At 74.6% G+C, this 15,886-nt stretch carries 12 protein-coding genes and 1 pseudogene; 9 read left to right on the forward strand and 4 right to left on the reverse strand.

What is annotated here, in order from left to right:
- The 5 genes and pseudogenes from ACFV61_RS20405 to ACFV61_RS20425 form a co-directional block, all read left to right on the forward strand.
- Nucleotides 1-283 (forward strand): annotated as a pseudogene (locus tag ACFV61_RS20405) (hypothetical protein); the annotation flags it as partial.
- Nucleotides 284-468: 185 nt separating this feature from the next.
- Nucleotides 469-1,335: a ScpA family protein gene (locus ACFV61_RS20410; RefSeq protein ID WP_079135939.1), complete on the forward strand. Its 867-nt coding sequence runs from the start codon at nucleotides 469-471 to the stop codon at nucleotides 1,333-1,335.
- Between the two features lie 356 nt (nucleotides 1,336-1,691).
- Complete coding sequence (scpB, locus tag ACFV61_RS20415; RefSeq protein ID WP_380493106.1) at nucleotides 1,692-2,312, forward strand: SMC-Scp complex subunit ScpB; 621 nt, start codon at nucleotides 1,692-1,694, stop codon at nucleotides 2,310-2,312.
- A gap of 63 nt (nucleotides 2,313-2,375) precedes the next feature.
- A complete protein-coding gene (locus ACFV61_RS20420) occupies nucleotides 2,376-3,734 on the forward strand; it encodes a pseudouridine synthase (protein WP_380493083.1) in 1,359 nt (452 codons plus the stop codon).
- A gap of 315 nt (nucleotides 3,735-4,049) precedes the next feature.
- Nucleotides 4,050-5,033: a helix-turn-helix domain-containing protein gene (locus tag ACFV61_RS20425; protein WP_159398525.1), complete on the forward strand. Its 984-nt coding sequence runs from the start codon at nucleotides 4,050-4,052 to the stop codon at nucleotides 5,031-5,033.
- A 112-nt stretch (nucleotides 5,034-5,145) separates the two neighbouring features.
- Here ACFV61_RS20425 and ACFV61_RS20430 read toward each other — a convergent pair whose 3' ends face one another.
- The 3 genes from ACFV61_RS20430 to ACFV61_RS20440 form a co-directional block, all read right to left on the reverse strand.
- Complete coding sequence (locus ACFV61_RS20430) at nucleotides 5,146-5,508, reverse strand: DUF952 domain-containing protein (protein WP_063349658.1); 363 nt, start codon at nucleotides 5,506-5,508, stop codon at nucleotides 5,146-5,148.
- Nucleotides 5,509-5,587: 79 nt separating this feature from the next.
- Nucleotides 5,588-7,135: a mucoidy inhibitor MuiA family protein gene (locus tag ACFV61_RS20435; protein ID WP_380493085.1), complete on the reverse strand. Its 1,548-nt coding sequence runs from the start codon at nucleotides 7,133-7,135 to the stop codon at nucleotides 5,588-5,590.
- Nucleotides 7,136-7,138: 3 nt separating this feature from the next.
- Complete coding sequence (locus ACFV61_RS20440) at nucleotides 7,139-9,508, reverse strand: DUF4139 domain-containing protein (protein ID WP_380493087.1); 2,370 nt, start codon at nucleotides 9,506-9,508, stop codon at nucleotides 7,139-7,141.
- A 473-nt stretch (nucleotides 9,509-9,981) separates the two neighbouring features.
- Here ACFV61_RS20440 and ACFV61_RS20445 point away from each other — a divergent pair, with 473 nt between their 5' ends.
- The 4 genes from ACFV61_RS20445 to der all read left to right on the forward strand — a co-directional run bounded on the left by ACFV61_RS20445 (nucleotide 9,982) and on the right by der (nucleotide 14,918).
- The gene (locus tag ACFV61_RS20445; RefSeq protein WP_380493089.1) at nucleotides 9,982-11,067 is read left to right on the forward strand and encodes a prephenate dehydrogenase; all 1,086 of its coding nucleotides are present in this window, start codon (nucleotides 9,982-9,984) and stop codon (nucleotides 11,065-11,067) included.
- 106 nt (nucleotides 11,068-11,173) lie between these two features.
- Nucleotides 11,174-12,268 (forward strand): DUF4419 domain-containing protein, encoded by a 1,095-nt coding sequence (locus ACFV61_RS20450; RefSeq protein WP_380493091.1) that lies wholly within the window; start codon nucleotides 11,174-11,176, stop codon nucleotides 12,266-12,268.
- Nucleotides 12,269-12,483: 215 nt separating this feature from the next.
- On the forward strand, nucleotides 12,484-13,197 hold the full coding sequence (gene cmk, locus ACFV61_RS20455) for a (d)CMP kinase (RefSeq protein WP_363374184.1): 714 nt from the start codon (nucleotides 12,484-12,486) through the stop codon (nucleotides 13,195-13,197).
- A gap of 266 nt (nucleotides 13,198-13,463) precedes the next feature.
- On the forward strand, nucleotides 13,464-14,918 hold the full coding sequence (gene der / locus ACFV61_RS20460) for a ribosome biogenesis GTPase Der (protein WP_063349663.1): 1,455 nt from the start codon (nucleotides 13,464-13,466) through the stop codon (nucleotides 14,916-14,918).
- Nucleotides 14,919-15,054: 136 nt separating this feature from the next.
- On the opposite strand, the gene ACFV61_RS20465 is transcribed toward der, so the two are convergent.
- Nucleotides 15,055-15,819, reverse strand: coding sequence for a hypothetical protein (locus ACFV61_RS20465; protein ID WP_063349664.1), 765 nt, complete (start codon nucleotides 15,817-15,819; stop codon nucleotides 15,055-15,057).
- Between the last annotated feature and the right edge of the window lie 67 nt (nucleotides 15,820-15,886).

Genomic DNA, 15,886 nt, shown 5'->3' on the forward strand with positions numbered 1-15,886 from the left:
GCCGCCCCCCCCGGCGCCGCGCGGCCCCGCCGCCCCCCCCGCCCCGCCCCGCCGCCCCCCGCGCCGCCCCAGCGGGCGCGAGCGGCACGACGAGAAGATCACCGTGTACGTGTCCGCCGAGGAGCTCATGGACCTGGAGCACGCCCGGCTGGTGCTGCGCGGTGAGCACGGCCTGGCCGTGGACCGCGGGCGGATCGTCCGGGAGGCCATCGCGGTCGTCCTGGCGGACCTGGAGCAGCGCGGTGAGGCCTCCATCCTGGTCCGGCGGTTGCGCGGCCGCTAGGCCCCTTCCCGGGCGTCGGCAGTGCTTCTGGTGCTGCCGGTGCGGTGCCTCCGGTGCGGCGGTCCCGGTGTGGCATCCCCGGCGCGGCATCCCTGGTGTGGCGTGTCGGCGTCCTGCGGTGTCGACGGCGTGTCGACGGCCCCGGGGGCGGGGCGGGCGGCCGGGCCGGGTGAAGATGGACCGTCATGCCGAGCACCGCCGAACCACCCACCACCGCCGTGAACGCGACCGAGGAACAGCCGCGGGGCGGTTTCCGGGTGCGGCTGGACAACTTCGAAGGCCCCTTCGACCTGCTGCTCAGCCTGATCGCGAAGCACAAGCTCGACGTCACCGAAGTGGCGCTGGCCACCGTCACCGACGAGTTCATGGCACACATCCGGGCGATGGGCCCGGACTGGGACCTGGACGCGGCGACCGAGTTCCTGGTCGTCGCCGCGACGCTGCTCGACCTCAAGGCCGCCCGGCTGCTGCCCGCCGCCGAGGTCGAGGACGAGGAGGACCTGGCGCTGCTGGAGGCCCGCGACCTGCTGTTCGCCCGGTTGCTGCAGTACCGGGCGTACAAGCGGGCGGCGGCTCTCTTCGGCGAGCGCTGGGCCGCCGAGCTGGCCCGACGCCCGCGCACCGTCGGGCTGGAGCCCCGGCATGCCGGGCTGCTGCCCGAGGTGGTCATCACCATCGGCCCGGAGCGGCTCGCGGAGCTGGCGGCCAGGGCCATGGAACCCAAGCCGAAGCCCGTCGTGTACGTCGACCACATCCACAGCCCGCCGGTCAGCGTGCGCGAGCAGGCCGGGCTGGTGGTCGGGCTGCTCACCGAGCTCGGCGAGGCGTCGTTCCAGCGGCTGGTCGCGGACGCGCCGGACGAGCTGGTGGTCGTCGCCCGTTTCCTGGCGCTGCTGGAGCTGTACCGGGAGCGGGTGCTGGCTTTCGAGCAGCCGGAGGCGCTGGGCGAACTGCTGGTGCGCTGGGTGGCGGAGGCGGACCGGGGCGCGGTCGAGGTGACGGACGAGTTCGACCGGCCGGTGGGCGAGCGGGAGCGGGAGGAGAGCCGATGAGTGGTGGGAACGGGAGCCCGAGTGGGGGCGGGAGCCTGAGTGGGAGCGGCGGGGGCGGCGGGCGGCCGGTGCGGCGCCCGCTCGGGCTGCCGGGGCGGCCGCGGGCCGGGGAGTGGCTGGAGCCGGCCTTCGAGCTGCTGCCGGGGCCGGTGGTGGGGCCGGTGGTGGGGCCGGTGAAGCCGGTGGCGGCGTCCGTGGGTGTCTCGTCGGAGGGCGAGGCCCGGGTCGTGTACCAGAAGTCGGCCCCGTCGACTTCCGGCGTCGGTGATCTGGTCGGCGTCGCCGATCCGGCCGAGGATGCTGATCGGGCCGAGGGTGCTGATTCGGCCGAGGGCGAGGAGGCGGCCGGGGCCGGACTGAAGGCCGAGCTGGAGGCGATCCTGATGGTCGTCGACGAGCCGGCCGGGGAGGAGCGGCTGGCCGGCGTGCTGGAGCGGCCCCGGGCGCAGGTGGCCGCGGCGCTGCGCGAACTGGCCGCCGAATACACCGCCCAGGGCCGCGGATTCGACCTGCGGCTGATCGCCGGCGGGTGGCGGTTCTACAGCCGGGACACCTGCGCTCCGGCCGTCGACCGCTTCCTGCTGGACGGCCAGCAGACCCGGCTCACGCAGGCCGCACTGGAGACCCTGGCGGTCGTCTCCTACCGGCAGCCGGTGTCCAGATCGAGGGTTTCCGCCGTCCGCGGTGTGAACTGTGACGGCGTGATGCGTACCCTGGTACAGCGAGGACTGGTGGAAGAGGCCGGATCCGAGCCCGAAACAGGTGCGATCCTGTATCGGACGACGAACTACTTCCTGGAACGGATGGGGCTCCGCGGCCTGGACGAGCTGCCGGAGCTTGCTCCCTTCCTGCCCGAGGTCGACGACGTGGAAGCGGAGTCCCTGGAGGGCACGATGATCGCGGAGGCGGTCGCCGCCGCTGCCGTGAAGGCCGTGGACGGCAGTGGCGAGGCCGGTCGGGCTGCGCCTGATCGGTAGGGGGCGGTGAGGTCGGCCGAAACGACCGCACATCCCAGACGGTAACGACGTACGGACACTTTGATGCGTAGCAGTGGCAACGGCAGGAACGGCAGCGGCGGCGGCAGCGGTCGCAGCGGACAGGGCGGGGGCCGGGGCGGCGGCTCCTACGGCGGCAGCGGCAGCGGCCGCAGCGGCTCGGGCTCGGGCTCCGGCTCGCGCGGGGGTTCGTACGGCGGCGGGTCCGGCTCGGGTTCGCGGAGCGGCTCGTACGGCGGCGGGTCCGGCTCGGGCTCCGGCTCGCGCGGGGGTTCGTACGGCGGTGGGTCCGCTTCGGGCTCGCGCGGCGGCTCGTACGGCGGCGGCAGCGGTGCCGGCTCGCGCGGCGGCTCCGGCTCGGGCTCCGGCTCGTACGGGCGTGACAGCCGCCGGGACGACCGGCGCGATGACAACCGGTACCCGGACCGCCCGCTGCGGCCCGAGGAGCGGCGTTACGACCGCCCCGAGTACGGCGGCGGCCCCAACGCCACCCCCGCCCGCGGCGGCTTCTCCGGGCGTCGCCCCAGCCCGGCCCCGCGCCCGCGCCGTGAGGGCCAGGGCGCCCCGGGCGACCCGCGCCGTCAGCCGCAGCGCTCGCGCGAGCTGCAGGCCAAGATCGAGGACGCCGTCCTCGCCCGGCACGACAAGCCGGCCGTCAAGCTGCCCAAGACCTTCGGCGAGCCCGAGGGCGAGCGCCTGCAGAAGGTGCTGGCCCGGGCGGGCATCGGCAGCCGCCGCGCCTGCGAGGAGCTGATCGAGCAGGGCCGGGTCCAGGTCAACGGCAAGCTCGTCACCGAGCAGGGCAAGCGGGTCGACCCGCAGAACGACGAGATCAAGGTGGACGGCCTGACCGTCGCCACCCAGTCGTACCTGTTCTTCGCGCTCAACAAGCCGGCCGGCGTGGTCTCCACCATGGAGGACCCGGACGGGCGCCAGTGCCTCGGCGACTACGTGACCAACCGGGAGACCCGGCTGTTCCACGTCGGCCGTCTGGACACCGAGACCGAGGGCATCATCCTGCTCACCAACCACGGCGAGCTGGCCCACCGTCTCACCCACCCCCGGTACGGCGTGACCAAGACCTACCTGGCCGCCATCCAGGGCCCGATCCCGCGCGACCTGGGCAAGCAGCTGGCGCAGGGCATCGAGCTGGAGGACGGCTTCGCGCGCGCCGACAGCTTCAAGGTGATCTCCAACGTCGGCAAGAACTACCTGGTCGAGGTGACCCTGCACGAGGGTCGCAAGCACATCGTCCGCCGGATGCTGTCCGAGGCCGGCTTCCCGGTCGAGAAGCTGGTGCGCACGCACTTCGGCCCGATCGCGCTGGGCGACCAGAAGTCGGGCTGGCTGCGCCGTCTGACCAACCCCGAGGTCGGTCAGCTGATGCGCGAGGTCGGCCTGTAGACCGGTCGGTATATTTCTGTAGACCGGTCGGTATATTCCGGTCGGGCTATATAGACCGGTCGGTATATTCCCGCTGGAGTCTGTAGACCGGTCGGTATATTCGGGCTTCTGTAGAGGGCCTCCCCCTCGAAAGGGGGGGTGGCCCTCGGTCGTCCGGCGGGGGTGGGTGGGGTGCGAGGCGGGCCGCAACCCCTGGTCACGGCCTTGTCAGTGCCATGATCTGTGGCAGAGGATTGCCACCGGACCACCACCCGCCCAGTGGCGGGACTGCGCCAAGGCCGGCGCCGGTGGGGGGCGAACGGGGGAGACGGCGTCGTGTCGGATGCACCACTCAGCGCACTGGGACTGGCCGAGCCGGACGGACAGGTCTACGCGGCGCTGGTGGCCAATCCGCAGTCCACCGCGGAGGAACTGGCCGAGGGCTGCGGCCTGACGCTCCAGCAGAGCGTGCGCGCCCTGGACCGCCTGGCGCAGCAGGGCATGGCGACTCGGGCGCCGGTGGACCGGCAGCGCTACCTGCCGGTCGCCCCCGACGTCGCGATCGGCACCCTGATCGGCCACCGCGAGTCCGAACTGCGGCACGCCCGGGCCGAGATGCACCGCCTGATGGACGCCTTCCGGGAGGCTTCGCGGTACACCGATCCGGCGCACTCGGTGGAGGTGCTGACCGGTGGCGAGGCGATCGCGCAGCGGCTGGAGCACATCACCGAGACCAGCCAGTACCAGGTCCGCGGCTTCGACCGCCCGCCGTACATCCAGGATCCGGTGACCCCGATCCCGTTGCAGCGGCGGCGGTTGCGGGAGGGGCTGCGGCTGCGGACCGTCTACGACCGGGACGCGGTGGCCTGGCCGGGCCGGCTGGAGCGGAACATCCTGGCCGGGGTCGCGGACGGCGAGGAGGCCAGGGTCCGGCCGTCGCTGCCGATGAAGATGATCATTTCGGACGACCGGATGGCGATCATCCCGATCAGCGTGGGCGACAGCGTCCTCGACGCCGCGTACGTCATCCACCCCTCCGCGCTGCTCCAGGCGCTGGACACGCTGTTCGAGGCGGAGTGGGAGCGCGCCGTCCAGTTGCAGGCCGCGATCGGCACCGGGGACGCGACGCTGGAGCCGGAGGCCGACCACCGCAAGCTGCTGGGCCTGCTGGCGGCCGGCCTCACCGACGAGTCGATCGCCCGGTCGCTGGGCTGGAGCGCCCGCACCACGCAGCGCCGGTTGCAGAGCCTGATGCGCTCGCTGGGCGCCACCACCCGCTTCCAGGCCGGTATGGCGGCCCGGGAGCGGGGCTGGTTGTGAGCTGGCCGACCGGCTGGTTGTGACCGGGGCTGGTTGTGCACCGGGCCGGGTGGGCCGTCGGGGTCGGCCGTCGGGGGTGGGCCGTCGGGGGTGGGCCGTCGGGGGTTGGGCGTCAGCTCCAGGGGGTGAGGGTGGCCCAGCGGCCGTCCGGGCCGCGTTCGACCTTCAGCAGGCCCTTGACGGCGGAGCGGTTGAGCCGTCCGTAGACGTGCGGGAACAGCAGGCCGGGGGTGGCCCCGGGCGGCGGTGCGCCGTGCGGGGCCTCCCACTTGACCATCGGTTCCACCTGTGACTCCTCGATCAGCAGCGCCATCAGCGGGTCGGGAGTGTCGGCGAAGAAGGCGTTGGCCACCGCGAGCGCCGTCTGTTCGTCCGCCGAGCAGTGGATGAACCCGTCGGTGAGCAGCGACGCGGTGGTGTACGGCCGACCGGGGTCGGACAGCCAGTCGTCCAGGGGGGCGAGGTGGAGGATCATGTTCCTGTTCTACCCGGTTTGGTCCTGAGCGGTCGTCACGAGCGGACCGGTGTTCGGACGGCGGCGGAGGCCGGGCTCCTCAGAGCCTGGCGACCTTGGCGGTGGCGGAGACCTCGTAGACGAGCGTGACCGTCCGACGGGCGCCGGGCCCGAGCGGGACGTCCCAGCGGAGGATGCCCTCGGCGTCGAAGGCGTCCGGCGACGGGGAGCACTCCTCCTTGCGCAGCCGCACCTCCACCGCCGACACCTCGGAGACCGGCACCCGCTCGCGGACCGCGACGACCTGCTCGTCCCGCTCCTCCGGGCCGGAGAAGCGGGAGAGGTGCAGCCGCACCGTCCGGGTGGTCGTCTGGCGGCCGGTGAGCCCGGCGGTGGCCTGGCGCTCCTCGGCCTCGCGGACCACCCGGTAGCCGTCCGAGCTGCCGAACGCCAGCTCGGCGTCGGCCCCGGCGGCGGTGAAGCCCAGCTCACCCCGACCGGTGAAGCCGCTGCCGCGGACCAGCTCGACCGGACCCGCCAGCAGCGGGTGCCCGGCCGCGTTGCGGAACCGGACCACCTGGGTCACCAGCGGGGACAGCTCCGGCGCGCACGCGTACTCGCTGCTCGCCTGCCCGGTGAAGGCGCCGAGCGGCACCCGGTGCGCCCGGCCGTCGGAGGGCACGGTGGCCGGGGCGGGCGCGGGCAGCACCCGGACCTCCCCGCCGTCGTCCACCCCCGGCACCCCGGCGGTCGGGCCGAGCGCGCTGATCGCCTCCTCGCGCAGCTCCACCTCGACCGTGCGGCGCTCCTCCGCGGTGCGCTCGCGCAGCATCAGGACGTCCTCGGCGACGGCGGGCGGGTCGGTGGCGAGGGCCGAGCGGGCGGTGGAGAAGGTGAGCCGGACGCCGGTCCAGTCCTCGTCGGTGCGCTGCCAGACCACCGCCTCCGACTCCAGCCGCAGGCTCCCGCCGTCCAGGGTGGCCCGGTACGAGGGGCGCCAGAGGGCGCACGGCACCAGGTGGGTGACGGCCAGCCCGCTCGGGCCGGGCTGCGCCGCCTCGACGGTGAGCTCCAGGTGGGCGACCAGTTCGGCCGGTTCCTCCTCGGCCTGGTCGAGGGCGATCAGGGCCTGCGAGCGTTCCTGGTCCAGGCGGCGCAGCCGGGAGTGGGTGGTCCGCAGCTCCTCGCCGTGGCGCTCGCGTTCGGCGTCCACCCGGTCCAGTTCGCGGGCCCAGCGGGTGCGTTCGAGCTCGCCGATCCCGGCGCCCTCGCCGATCTCGCGCAGCAGGTCGGCGGAGAGCTGGGCGAGCAGCGCCAGCCGGGCCTCCAGGCGGGCGCGGGTCTGGTCGGCGAGGCGGCTCGCGGTCTCCAGCTCGTGCAGCCGGTGGCGCAGCCGGGAGTCCTCCGGGCCGGGCGGCAGCGGGGCGCGGGGGATCCAGTCGCGGACGATCCGGGCGTCCAGCACGCGGGTGCCGGGGGCGGTGGTCTCGGCGCGCAGGGTGCGGTCGACGGCGAGCGCGGTGAGCGGGCCCAGGCGCAGCCGCTGGACGCCCGCGGCGAGGTCGACGGTGGCGGTGCGTTCGACCTGGCTGCGGTCCTCCAGGCAGGTGACGGCGGTGACGGGGAGGGGGATGGTCGTTCCGGTCATCGTTCAGTTCCTCCGGTTTCCACCGACGATGGCCTTTCCGGCCGGGATCTTGATCTGGTAGCCGCCGTCCAGCTCGGTGCGGCCGCCGGGCGGCAGCTCGACCCGCCAGAGCCGGGTGCTGGGCGGGCAGTCCGGCGTGGAGACCGCCGGGGCCTGCCAGTCGGCCCGCTCCTCGATCCGGATCTCGGCGTCGGAGGCGACCGGCACACGCTCGCGGACCTCCACGGTGACGGTACGGCCGAGCCGGTTCGCCAGCTGGACGTGCACCTGGTGGTCGAGCACGGTGCTGCTGCTCAGCATGCCCGCGGTGGACTCGTGCAGCTCGGTGCGGCGCGCCACCTCGATGCTCTCGGTGACCCCGATGCCCAGGCTCCGCAGCCCGCCCGGGGCGAGGGTGGGCAGGGCGGCGGTGAGCAGGAACTCGTCGTCGACGGTGACCTCGACCGGGCCGGCCAGCACGGCGCGGTCGGTCCGGTTGGCGAGCACCAGGGTGGCGTACACCTTCTCCTCGACGGCGGGGACGGTGACGTACTCCGGGCGGACGGACACCGGGATCTCGTCGATCGTGACGGTGTGCCAGGTGCCGTCGGACGGGATGTCGGCGGGGGCGGTGGAGTCGAAGCGGTGGTCGAAGGAGCCCGCCGACTCGCGGGGCGGGACGGCGTGCCGGGGGAGCGCCAGGTGGCGTACCCGCTCGCCGCCGGTGCCGCCCGGGACCATCGCCGCCGGCCCGTAGTGGTCGGCCCGGTCGGCTTGCTCGGCCTGGGGGTGCAGGGTGCCGCGGTGGGTGGCGGGTGCGTCGGGGCCGGCCAGGACGAGGCCGGGGTAGTCGAGCAGGGAGGCGTCCGGGGCGAAGCCGGTGCCGGGGGCCTCGGTGCCGCCGCCGCTTCGGCGGGAGCGGCGGGCGAGCGGGTACAGGTCCGGTGGGGGTGCGCCGCCCGGTGCCACGGGGGCGGGCGGCGGCGCGGAGGCCTGGGGCATCGAGGCTTGGTACATCGAGGCTTGCGGCAGGGGGGCTTGGGGCATCGGGGCGGCGGCGGGCGCACCGCCGTATCCGGCGAAGCCGCCCGGGGCGGGCGGGGGCGTCGGGGCGGGTTCGTCGATGTCCAGGGTGCCGCCGCGCCCGGCGGGGGCGGCCAGCCGGGCGGCGTCGGCCACGAGGCCGGCGTCGGCAGGCCGGGGACCGGCGGGCCGGGCGCCGCCGAGGCGGTTGAGCCGGGCGGCGGATCCGTACGGGCCGGGCGCCGAGGCGGCGAGCGGGGCCTTGCGGCGCGGGGCCGGGCGGGCTCCGGCGCCGGCGTCGTCGTAGCCGGTGAAGAGGTCGGCCAGGCCGGCCGGGGGCTCGCGCCAGCCGGACGGCGGCGGGGCGGGCTGGCTGCGGCCGATCCGCAGCGAGCGGAGCCGGGGCAGGTCGGTGCGGCGGTCGAGGTCGGCGGTGGAGAGGGCGAGCCGGACGCCGGTCCAGTCCTCGCCGGTCTGCTGGGCGACGGAGGCGCGCAGGACGAGCCGGCCGGTGTCGGCGCCGTGGCGGTAGGAGAGGCGGTAGGCGGGCACCCAACGGGCGGCGGGGACGCCGTACTCCAGCTCGATGTCGAGCCGGGCGGGGGGCTCCTCGGGGGCTGGGGCCGGGGCGGGGGCTGGGGCGACGGACTCCCGGGCGGGTTCCGTGACGGGCTGTGCGGTGAGTGCCGAGGCCGGTGTGGTGGTGAGGGTGAGCAGGACGGTGGCGGCGGTCTCGACCGGGTGGGCGGGGCCGGCGGTGGACGCGCGGTCCAGTCGGTCGGCGGCCAACTCGCGCTCGTGGTCAGCGAGTTCGACCTCCCGGGTGAGCTCTTCGGCGCGCTGCTGGAGCCGGGTCAGGCGCTCGTCGACGAAGTCGGCCAGCTCCAGCCAGGCGTCGGCGGGCGTCCGCCGCAGTGGTTCCTCGCGCCGCCGCTGCGGCGGTACGGCGCGCAGGGCGGAGGTCTCGGCGATCGCGGTCAGGACCAGTCGGCGGCGCTCGTTGAGTGCGCCCTGGCGCTCCATGGCCTCGTCCAACTCACGGCGGAGCCGGGGGAGTTCGGTCGGCTCGTGGAACTCGGCGAGCAGCTCCAGCCGGGCCTCGGTGACCGCCGTCCCGCTCGGGCCGTCGAGCACCCGGGCGCGCAGCGAGCGGCCGTCCAGGGAGGAGGGCAGGCCGGTCAGCCGCAGCCGGCCGTCGGCCGGGAGCGGGACGCTGGCCCGGCGGCGGCACACCGCGCCCTCGGCGTAGACCACGACGGAGTCCAGGACCGACGGGTGGGCGGGGACGGCGGGGGGCTTCGGGGGCCCGGCCTCGCTGACGTGGCGGTCCTCGCCGTTCTGCTGATCGTCGCCGCTGTGCTGATCGTCCATGCGCAACCCCTTCGTTCGCGTGCCGTGTTCCGCGTGTCGCCCGCGCCGTGCCCGGGCGGCCAGTCTGCCCCGCTTCGGTGCGGGCGTCGCCGGATTTCGCGGGGTGCGGCGTGTGTGCCCGTTGGCGGGTCTGGTGGGTCTGGTGCGTTCGTGGTGCCTGTGGTGTTTGTGGTGCCTTGGTGCCTGTGGTGCCCGGCGTGCGTCCGCATGGTGTGGGACGGGGGCGGGGCCGCCGTGGTTGCCCAACGGGTGGGCGGTGGGGGCGTGGGTGGGGCGGATGCGAGAGGATGGGGCGCGGGTGCTCCCGGCCCGTGCCGGGGCGCCGACCGGACCGAGAACCGCGAAGTCCCGCGAGGCCGGGTGGCCCGGGAAGTCCCGCGAGGCCGGGCAACCCGGGAGACCCAGAACACGAAGCTCAGAACGCGAAGCCCAGAACGCGAAGCCCGAGAATTCGAGAAGGAGCGCGACCCGCCATGCGCACTGCCGTCGTCGTCGGTACCGGACTGATCGGCACCTCCGCCGCGCTCGCCCTGGCCGGCCGCGGGCTGACCGTCCATCTGGAGGACGCCGACCCGGACGCCGCCCGGACCGCCGCCTCCCTCGGCGCCGGCATCACCGATCCGGCCGACGGCCCGGTCGACCTGGCGATCATCGCCGTGCCGCCCGCCCTCGTCGGCAAGGTGCTCGCCGACTGCCAGCGCCGCAACCTGGCCCGCTGGTACACCGACGTCGCCAGCGTCAAGGCCGGCCCGCGCATCGAGGTCGCCGCGCTCGGCTGCGACACCGTCCACTACATCGGCAGCCACCCGATGGCCGGCCGCGAGCGCTCCGGCCCGCTGGCCGCCCGCGCCGACCTGTTCGAGGGCCGTCCCTGGGTGCTCACCCCCACCGACGACACCGACACGGAGACCCTCAACGCCGCCCTGGAACTGGTCGCGCTCTGCGGTGCGATGCCGATCGTGATGGACGCGGCCGCGCACGACCGGGCCGTCGCCCTGGTCTCGCACGCCCCGCAGCTGGTGTCCTCGCTGGTCGCCGCCCGGCTGGAGCACGCCGACGAGACCGCCATAAGGCTCTCCGGGCAGGGCGTTCGGGACGTCACCAGGATCGCCGCCTCCAACCCCGGCATGTGGGTCGACATCCTCTCCGCCAACGCCGGTGCGGTCGCCGACATCCTGGAGGAGGTCGCCTCCGACCTCGGGGAGACCGTCACCGCGCTGCGCGCCCTGGACGCCTCCGAGGAGGGCGAGCGCCGGGCGGGCGCGGCCGGGATCGAGGCGGTCATGCGGCGCGGCAACACCGGCCAGGCCCGCATCCCCGGCAAGCACGGCGCGCCGCCCACCCGGTACGAGACGGTGGCCGTGGTGCTCGGTGACCAGCCCGGCGAGCTGGGCCGGCTGTTCGGCGAGGTCGGCGCGGCCGGGGTCAACATCGAGGACGTCATCATCGAGCACTCGACCGGCCAGCAGGTGGGCTTCGTCCAGCTGTCGGTGGCGCCGGGGGCGGTCAAGCCGCTCACGGTGGCGCTGCGGGCGAGCGGGTGGAGCGTCCGGGACTGATCGGACTGCGGGGGCCGGTCGGCTTCCGGGACTTCGGGTGAGGGGTTCGGCCGAGCGGTTCGGTTGAGGGCTTCGGGTGAGGGGTTCGGTTGAGGGGGGAGCAGGGGTGATCATCGAGTTGCCGCTGGGCGAGACCCGGCACGGGTCCTACGGCCGGCCGGTGGACCTGGGGAACGAGCGGTTCCTGCGCGCGGTGGTGGGTGGGGGCTTCCGGATCCACCACCGCAGCGTCGAAGCGCTGGTCGAACTGCGCCGGCCGACGCCGCCGGACCCGGAGCCCGCCGAGCCGGAGCCGACCTGCAGCCTGCTGGTGCGGGCGGCCCACGCCGCCTTCGCGGAGCACCTGCCGCTCAGCCTGTCGCCGGACGTGCTCTGGTACGCGGTGGTGCACGAGGTGGCCGTGCACGCGCGGATGTACGCGCCGAGGTACCGGGCGCTGTTCGGCGGCGCCGAGGGGCGCCGGGAAGCGATCGTGGTCCGCGACGACACCCTGGCGGCGCCCTGGCCGGACTGGTCGCGGTCGATCCGGCTGGTGCGGGAGCCGCTGGCGGCGGCGGTCGGGGCCGAGCTGGTGGAGCTGTTCCAGCCGGCGTTCTCGACGACCACGCCCGACGACGCCTCCTGCGCGCTGGTGGCGCTGATGGACGTGGTCAGCCCCTACTACGCCTTCCGCTGGGAGACCCGCTGCGGCATCCCGCGGATCCGGCTGGAGGGCACGGCCGAGGACTGGGCGCTGCTGGTGGCGCGGGTCGCCGGGCTGGCGGAGCGCTTCGACTGGCTGGCGCCGTGGTTCGCCGAACTGCGCCCGGTGCTCGACGAGATCGCGGCGACCGCGGCGGGCGGGGCGGTCGACGACGAGTTCTGGCGCTCGCTCTTCAAGTGGCGGTCGATGTCCGGCGGCCCACGGGTGACCGGCTGGCTCACCGCCTTCCTCGCGCACACCCAGACCCCTGACGGGCCACGGCTGCGCCAGTCCTTCGGCTGGCGGGAGGCGGACGCCAACCCGTACCACCGGGACTCCTTCGCGGTGAACGACTTCCCCTCGCACGTCTCCAAGGTGCCGTTCGTCTGGGACCTCCTCGGCCGCGAGATCCCGATGGCCTTCACCGCCGGCATCCTCGGCATCGAGTGGGACGGGGAGTACCTGCGGCCCCGGCTGGGCAACGCCGTCCTGCAGGTCCTGGGCCCCGACCAGGGCTGATACCGGGCCTGGAGCCGGGGCTGAAGCCCGGGGCTGATATCGGCGCCGGTACCGGGGCTGATCCCGGGGCCGAGGGGGGCTGGCAGGGGGCTGGTACTGGGCTGATCGGGTGGCGGAGTGGGTAGGGCGGCGGTCCATTAACCTTGAGGGAGACAATCCCCTGCCGTCTGCCTCCCCAGGCCCCGGCTTTCACGCCCAGAGAGAGGTTCGGCCCCGTGGACACTGCCGACCGAGCGCACGCCCCGGTCGTCGTCGCGATCGACGGACCCTCCGGTTCGGGCAAGTCGACCGTCTCGCGGGCGGTGGCGGCCCGGCTGGGCCTGAGCTTCCTGGACACCGGCGCCATGTACCGGGCGATGACCTGGTGGATGCTGGCCAACGACGTCGACGTGGCCGACCCGGAGGCGGTGGCCGTCGCGTGCGGCAAGCCGGTGATCGTGTCGGGCACGGACGCGGACGGTCCCACCATCACGGTGGACGGCCAGGACGTCTCCGGACCGATCCGCGGCCCCGAGGTGACGGCGCAGGTCAGCGCCGTTTCCGCGGTGCCGGCGGTGCGCTCCCGGCTGGTGGAGCTGCAGCGCGGCTGCGCCGAGGTCGCCGAGCGCGGCATCGTCGCCGAGGGCCGGGACATGGGGACGGTGGTGTTCCCGAACGCCACCGTCAAGGTGTTCCTGACCGCCTCCGAGCAGGCCCGGGCCGAGCGCCGGGCGGCCGAGCTGCGCGCCAAGGGCGTCGACGAGGCGACCATCACCGCGATGGCCGCCGACCTCGCCCGCCGGGACGCCGCCGACTCCTCCCGGAAGACGGCCCCGCTGGCCCAGGCCGCGGACGCCGTCCTGGTGGACACCAGCGAGCTCACCCTGGAGCAGGTGATCGACCGGATCGCCGCGCTGGTGGAGGAGCGGGCCGGGATGTCGTCGGTCTGAAAGGACGGACAGGTCCGAACGAACGGACAGGTCTGGACGGCCGGGCCGGTCTGAGGACCGGATCGGCCGGAATGATCGGGTCGGCCCGACGGCCACAATGGTCCGGACGACCGGAATGGCCTGAACGACCGGAATGGCCGGAACGGCCGAATGAGCTGCGGTGCCGCCGAGGTGCCGCGGAGACAACCATCGCGCTGCCCCGAGCGGGGCAGGTACGCACGGCGCGCCCCTGGGAAGGGCCGCGCCGGGAAACGGAACAGACGAACATGACCGCAGAGCACTCCGACACCGGCCACGGTGGACTGGACGCCGCCGACTACGCCGAGTTCATGGCCATCGCCGCCGAGGAAGGCTTCGACGTCGACGGCGTGGACGGCTTCGACGGCGCCGAGCACGTACCGCTGCCGGTGCTGGCCATCGTCGGCCGCCCGAACGTCGGCAAGTCGACCCTGGTGAACCGCATCATCGGCCGCCGCGAGGCCGTCGTCGAGGACAAGCCGGGCGTCACCCGCGACCGGGTCACCTACGAGGCCAGCTGGAACGGCCGCCGCTTCAAGGTCGTCGACACCGGCGGCTGGGAGATCGACGTCCTCGGCCTCGACGCGATGGTGGCCGCGCAGGCCGAGCTCGGCATCGAGCAGGCCGACGCGGTGCTGTTCGTGGTCGACGCCACCGTCGGCGCCACCGACACCGACGAAGCCCTGATCAAGCTCATCCGCCGGGCCGGCAAGCCGACCGTGCTGTGCGCCAACAAGGTCGACGGCCCGTCCACCGAGGCCGAGGCCGCCTACCTGTGGTCGCTGGGCCTGGGCGAGCCGCACCCCGTCTCCGCGCTGCACGGCCGCGGCTCGGGCGACCTGCTCGACGCCGTCATGGACGCGCTGCCCGAGGCCCCGCCGCAGACCTTCGGCGACGCCGCCCCCGGCGGCCCGCGTCGCATCGCGCTGATCGGCCGCCCGAACGTCGGCAAGTCCAGCCTGCTGAACAAGGTCGCCGGCGAGGAGCGGGTGGTCGTCAACGAGCTGGCCGGCACCACCCGCGACCCGGTCGACGAGATGATCGAACTCGCCGGCAAGACCTGGAAGTTCGTCGACACCGCCGGCATCCGCCGCCGGGTCCACCTGACCGCCGGCGCCGACTTCTACGCCTCGCTGCGCACCTCCTCCGCGCTGGAGAAGGCCGAGGTCGCGGTCGTCCTGGTCGACGCCAGCGAGACCCTCGCCGAGCAGGACACCCGGATCATCTCGATGGCCGTCGAGGCCGGGCGCGCCGTCGTCATCGCCTACAACAAGTGGGACCAGATGGACGAGGAGCGCCGCTTCTACCTGGAGCGCGAGATCGAGCGCGACCTCGTCCAGGTGCAGTGGGCCCCCCGGGTCAACGTCTCGGCCAAGACCGGCCGGCACATGGAGAGGCTCGTCCCGGCGATCGAGACCGCGCTGGAGGGCTGGGAGACCCGCATCCCGACCGCGCGGCTGAACGCCTTCCTCGGCGAGCTGGTGGCCGCCCACCCGCACCCGATCCGCGGTGGCAAGCAGCCGCGCGTCCTGTTCGGCACCCAGGCGGGCATCCGTCCGCCGCGGTTCGTGCTGTTCGCCTCGGGCTTCCTGGAGGCCGGCTACCGGCGCTTCATCGAGCGCCGGCTGCGTGAGGAGTTCGGCTTCGTCGGGACGCCGATCTCGATCTCGGTGCGGGTCCGGGAGAAGCGCAAGCGGAAGTAGGACGTCGTGATCCACCGGCAGTAGTCGGTGGGTGCCGGCAGTAGGTGTGGGCGAGGGCCCCGTCACGGTGGTGGCGGGGCCCTCGTCGTGTGTGCGGGGTCGTGCGGGTGGTGCGGGTGGTGCGCAGGCGGGCGGTTCAGTGGTGGTCGCCGTTGCGGCCCGGGGGGAGGGAGAGCATCTGGCGGTGGCGGCCGCCGGTGGGCGCGGCGGTGGCGACGCCGGTGGCGGTGCCCATCGCCGGGGCGGGGGCCGGGGGCGGCGCGGGCATCGAGTGCGGGATCGGGCCGAGGTAGCCGGCGGCCACCCAGCCCTGGCCGTTGGTGAACTGGGGCGGCGGGGGCGGGGTGTGCTGAGGGGCGGTGGCCGCCGGGGCGGCTTGGCCGAAGCCGTCGCTGGTCGGGGCGGCGGGCTCGGAGTGGGGGTGCGGCTGAGGCTGAGGGGCGCTGTGGCCGGTGTGGCCCATCGCGCTGTGGTGGGTTTGGCCGGTGGTGCTGTGGTGGGTTTGGCCGGTGTGGCCAGTGTGGCTGGTGGCGCCGTGGCCGGAGTGGCCGGTGGCGTGCCCTGCGGAGTGGCCGTGCTGCTGGCTCGGCATGAACTGCGGCAGGCCGGGCGGCTGCCCCCCGTAGCTGTGGAAGGCCTGGTGCTGGGGCGGGTACGGGCGCGGTTCGCCGAGCACCGGGTAGCCGTCGCGGACCGCGAAGCCGGTGAACTTCAGGTCCTCCTCGCCCGAGCGGTCGCCCGGGAGCGCGCGGAACAGCCGCCGGTACTCGGAGTACAGCTCGTCGTAGATCGGCGTCGTCGAGTGCGGGTGCTCCGCGTCGTACGACGGGCGCATGCCGGGGATCGAGCGGGGGGCGGTGGTGGACCGGCCGGGGGACGCGGAGACGTCGTAGCTGTACACACAGGGGCCAACGAGTGAGGGGTCACGGGGATGCGGGGTGCCGGGGACCGGCCGGAAGGCGGCTTGT

It is taken from the genome of Kitasatospora sp. NPDC059817, from assembly GCF_042731835.1.
Lineage (GTDB): Bacteria > Actinomycetota > Actinomycetes > Streptomycetales > Streptomycetaceae > Kitasatospora.

Excerpts from the sequence above, each read along its gene's own strand:
- ACFV61_RS20410 (WP_079135939.1), top strand. The coding sequence starts at position 469 with ATGCCGAGCACCGCCGAACCACCCACCACCGCCGTGAACGCGACCGAG.
- ACFV61_RS20420 (WP_380493083.1), top strand. The coding sequence starts at position 2,376 with ATGCGTAGCAGTGGCAACGGCAGGAACGGCAGCGGCGGCGGCAGCGGT.
- ACFV61_RS20430 (WP_063349658.1), bottom strand. The coding sequence starts at position 5,508 with ATGATCCTCCACCTCGCCCCCCTGGACGACTGGCTGTCCGACCCCGGT.
- ACFV61_RS20435 (WP_380493085.1), bottom strand. The coding sequence starts at position 7,135 with ATGACCGGAACGACCATCCCCCTCCCCGTCACCGCCGTCACCTGCCTG.
- ACFV61_RS20440 (WP_380493087.1), bottom strand. The coding sequence starts at position 9,508 with ATGGACGATCAGCACAGCGGCGACGATCAGCAGAACGGCGAGGACCGC.
- ACFV61_RS20445 (WP_380493089.1), top strand. The coding sequence starts at position 9,982 with ATGCGCACTGCCGTCGTCGTCGGTACCGGACTGATCGGCACCTCCGCC.
- der (WP_063349663.1), top strand. The coding sequence starts at position 13,464 with ATGACCGCAGAGCACTCCGACACCGGCCACGGTGGACTGGACGCCGCC.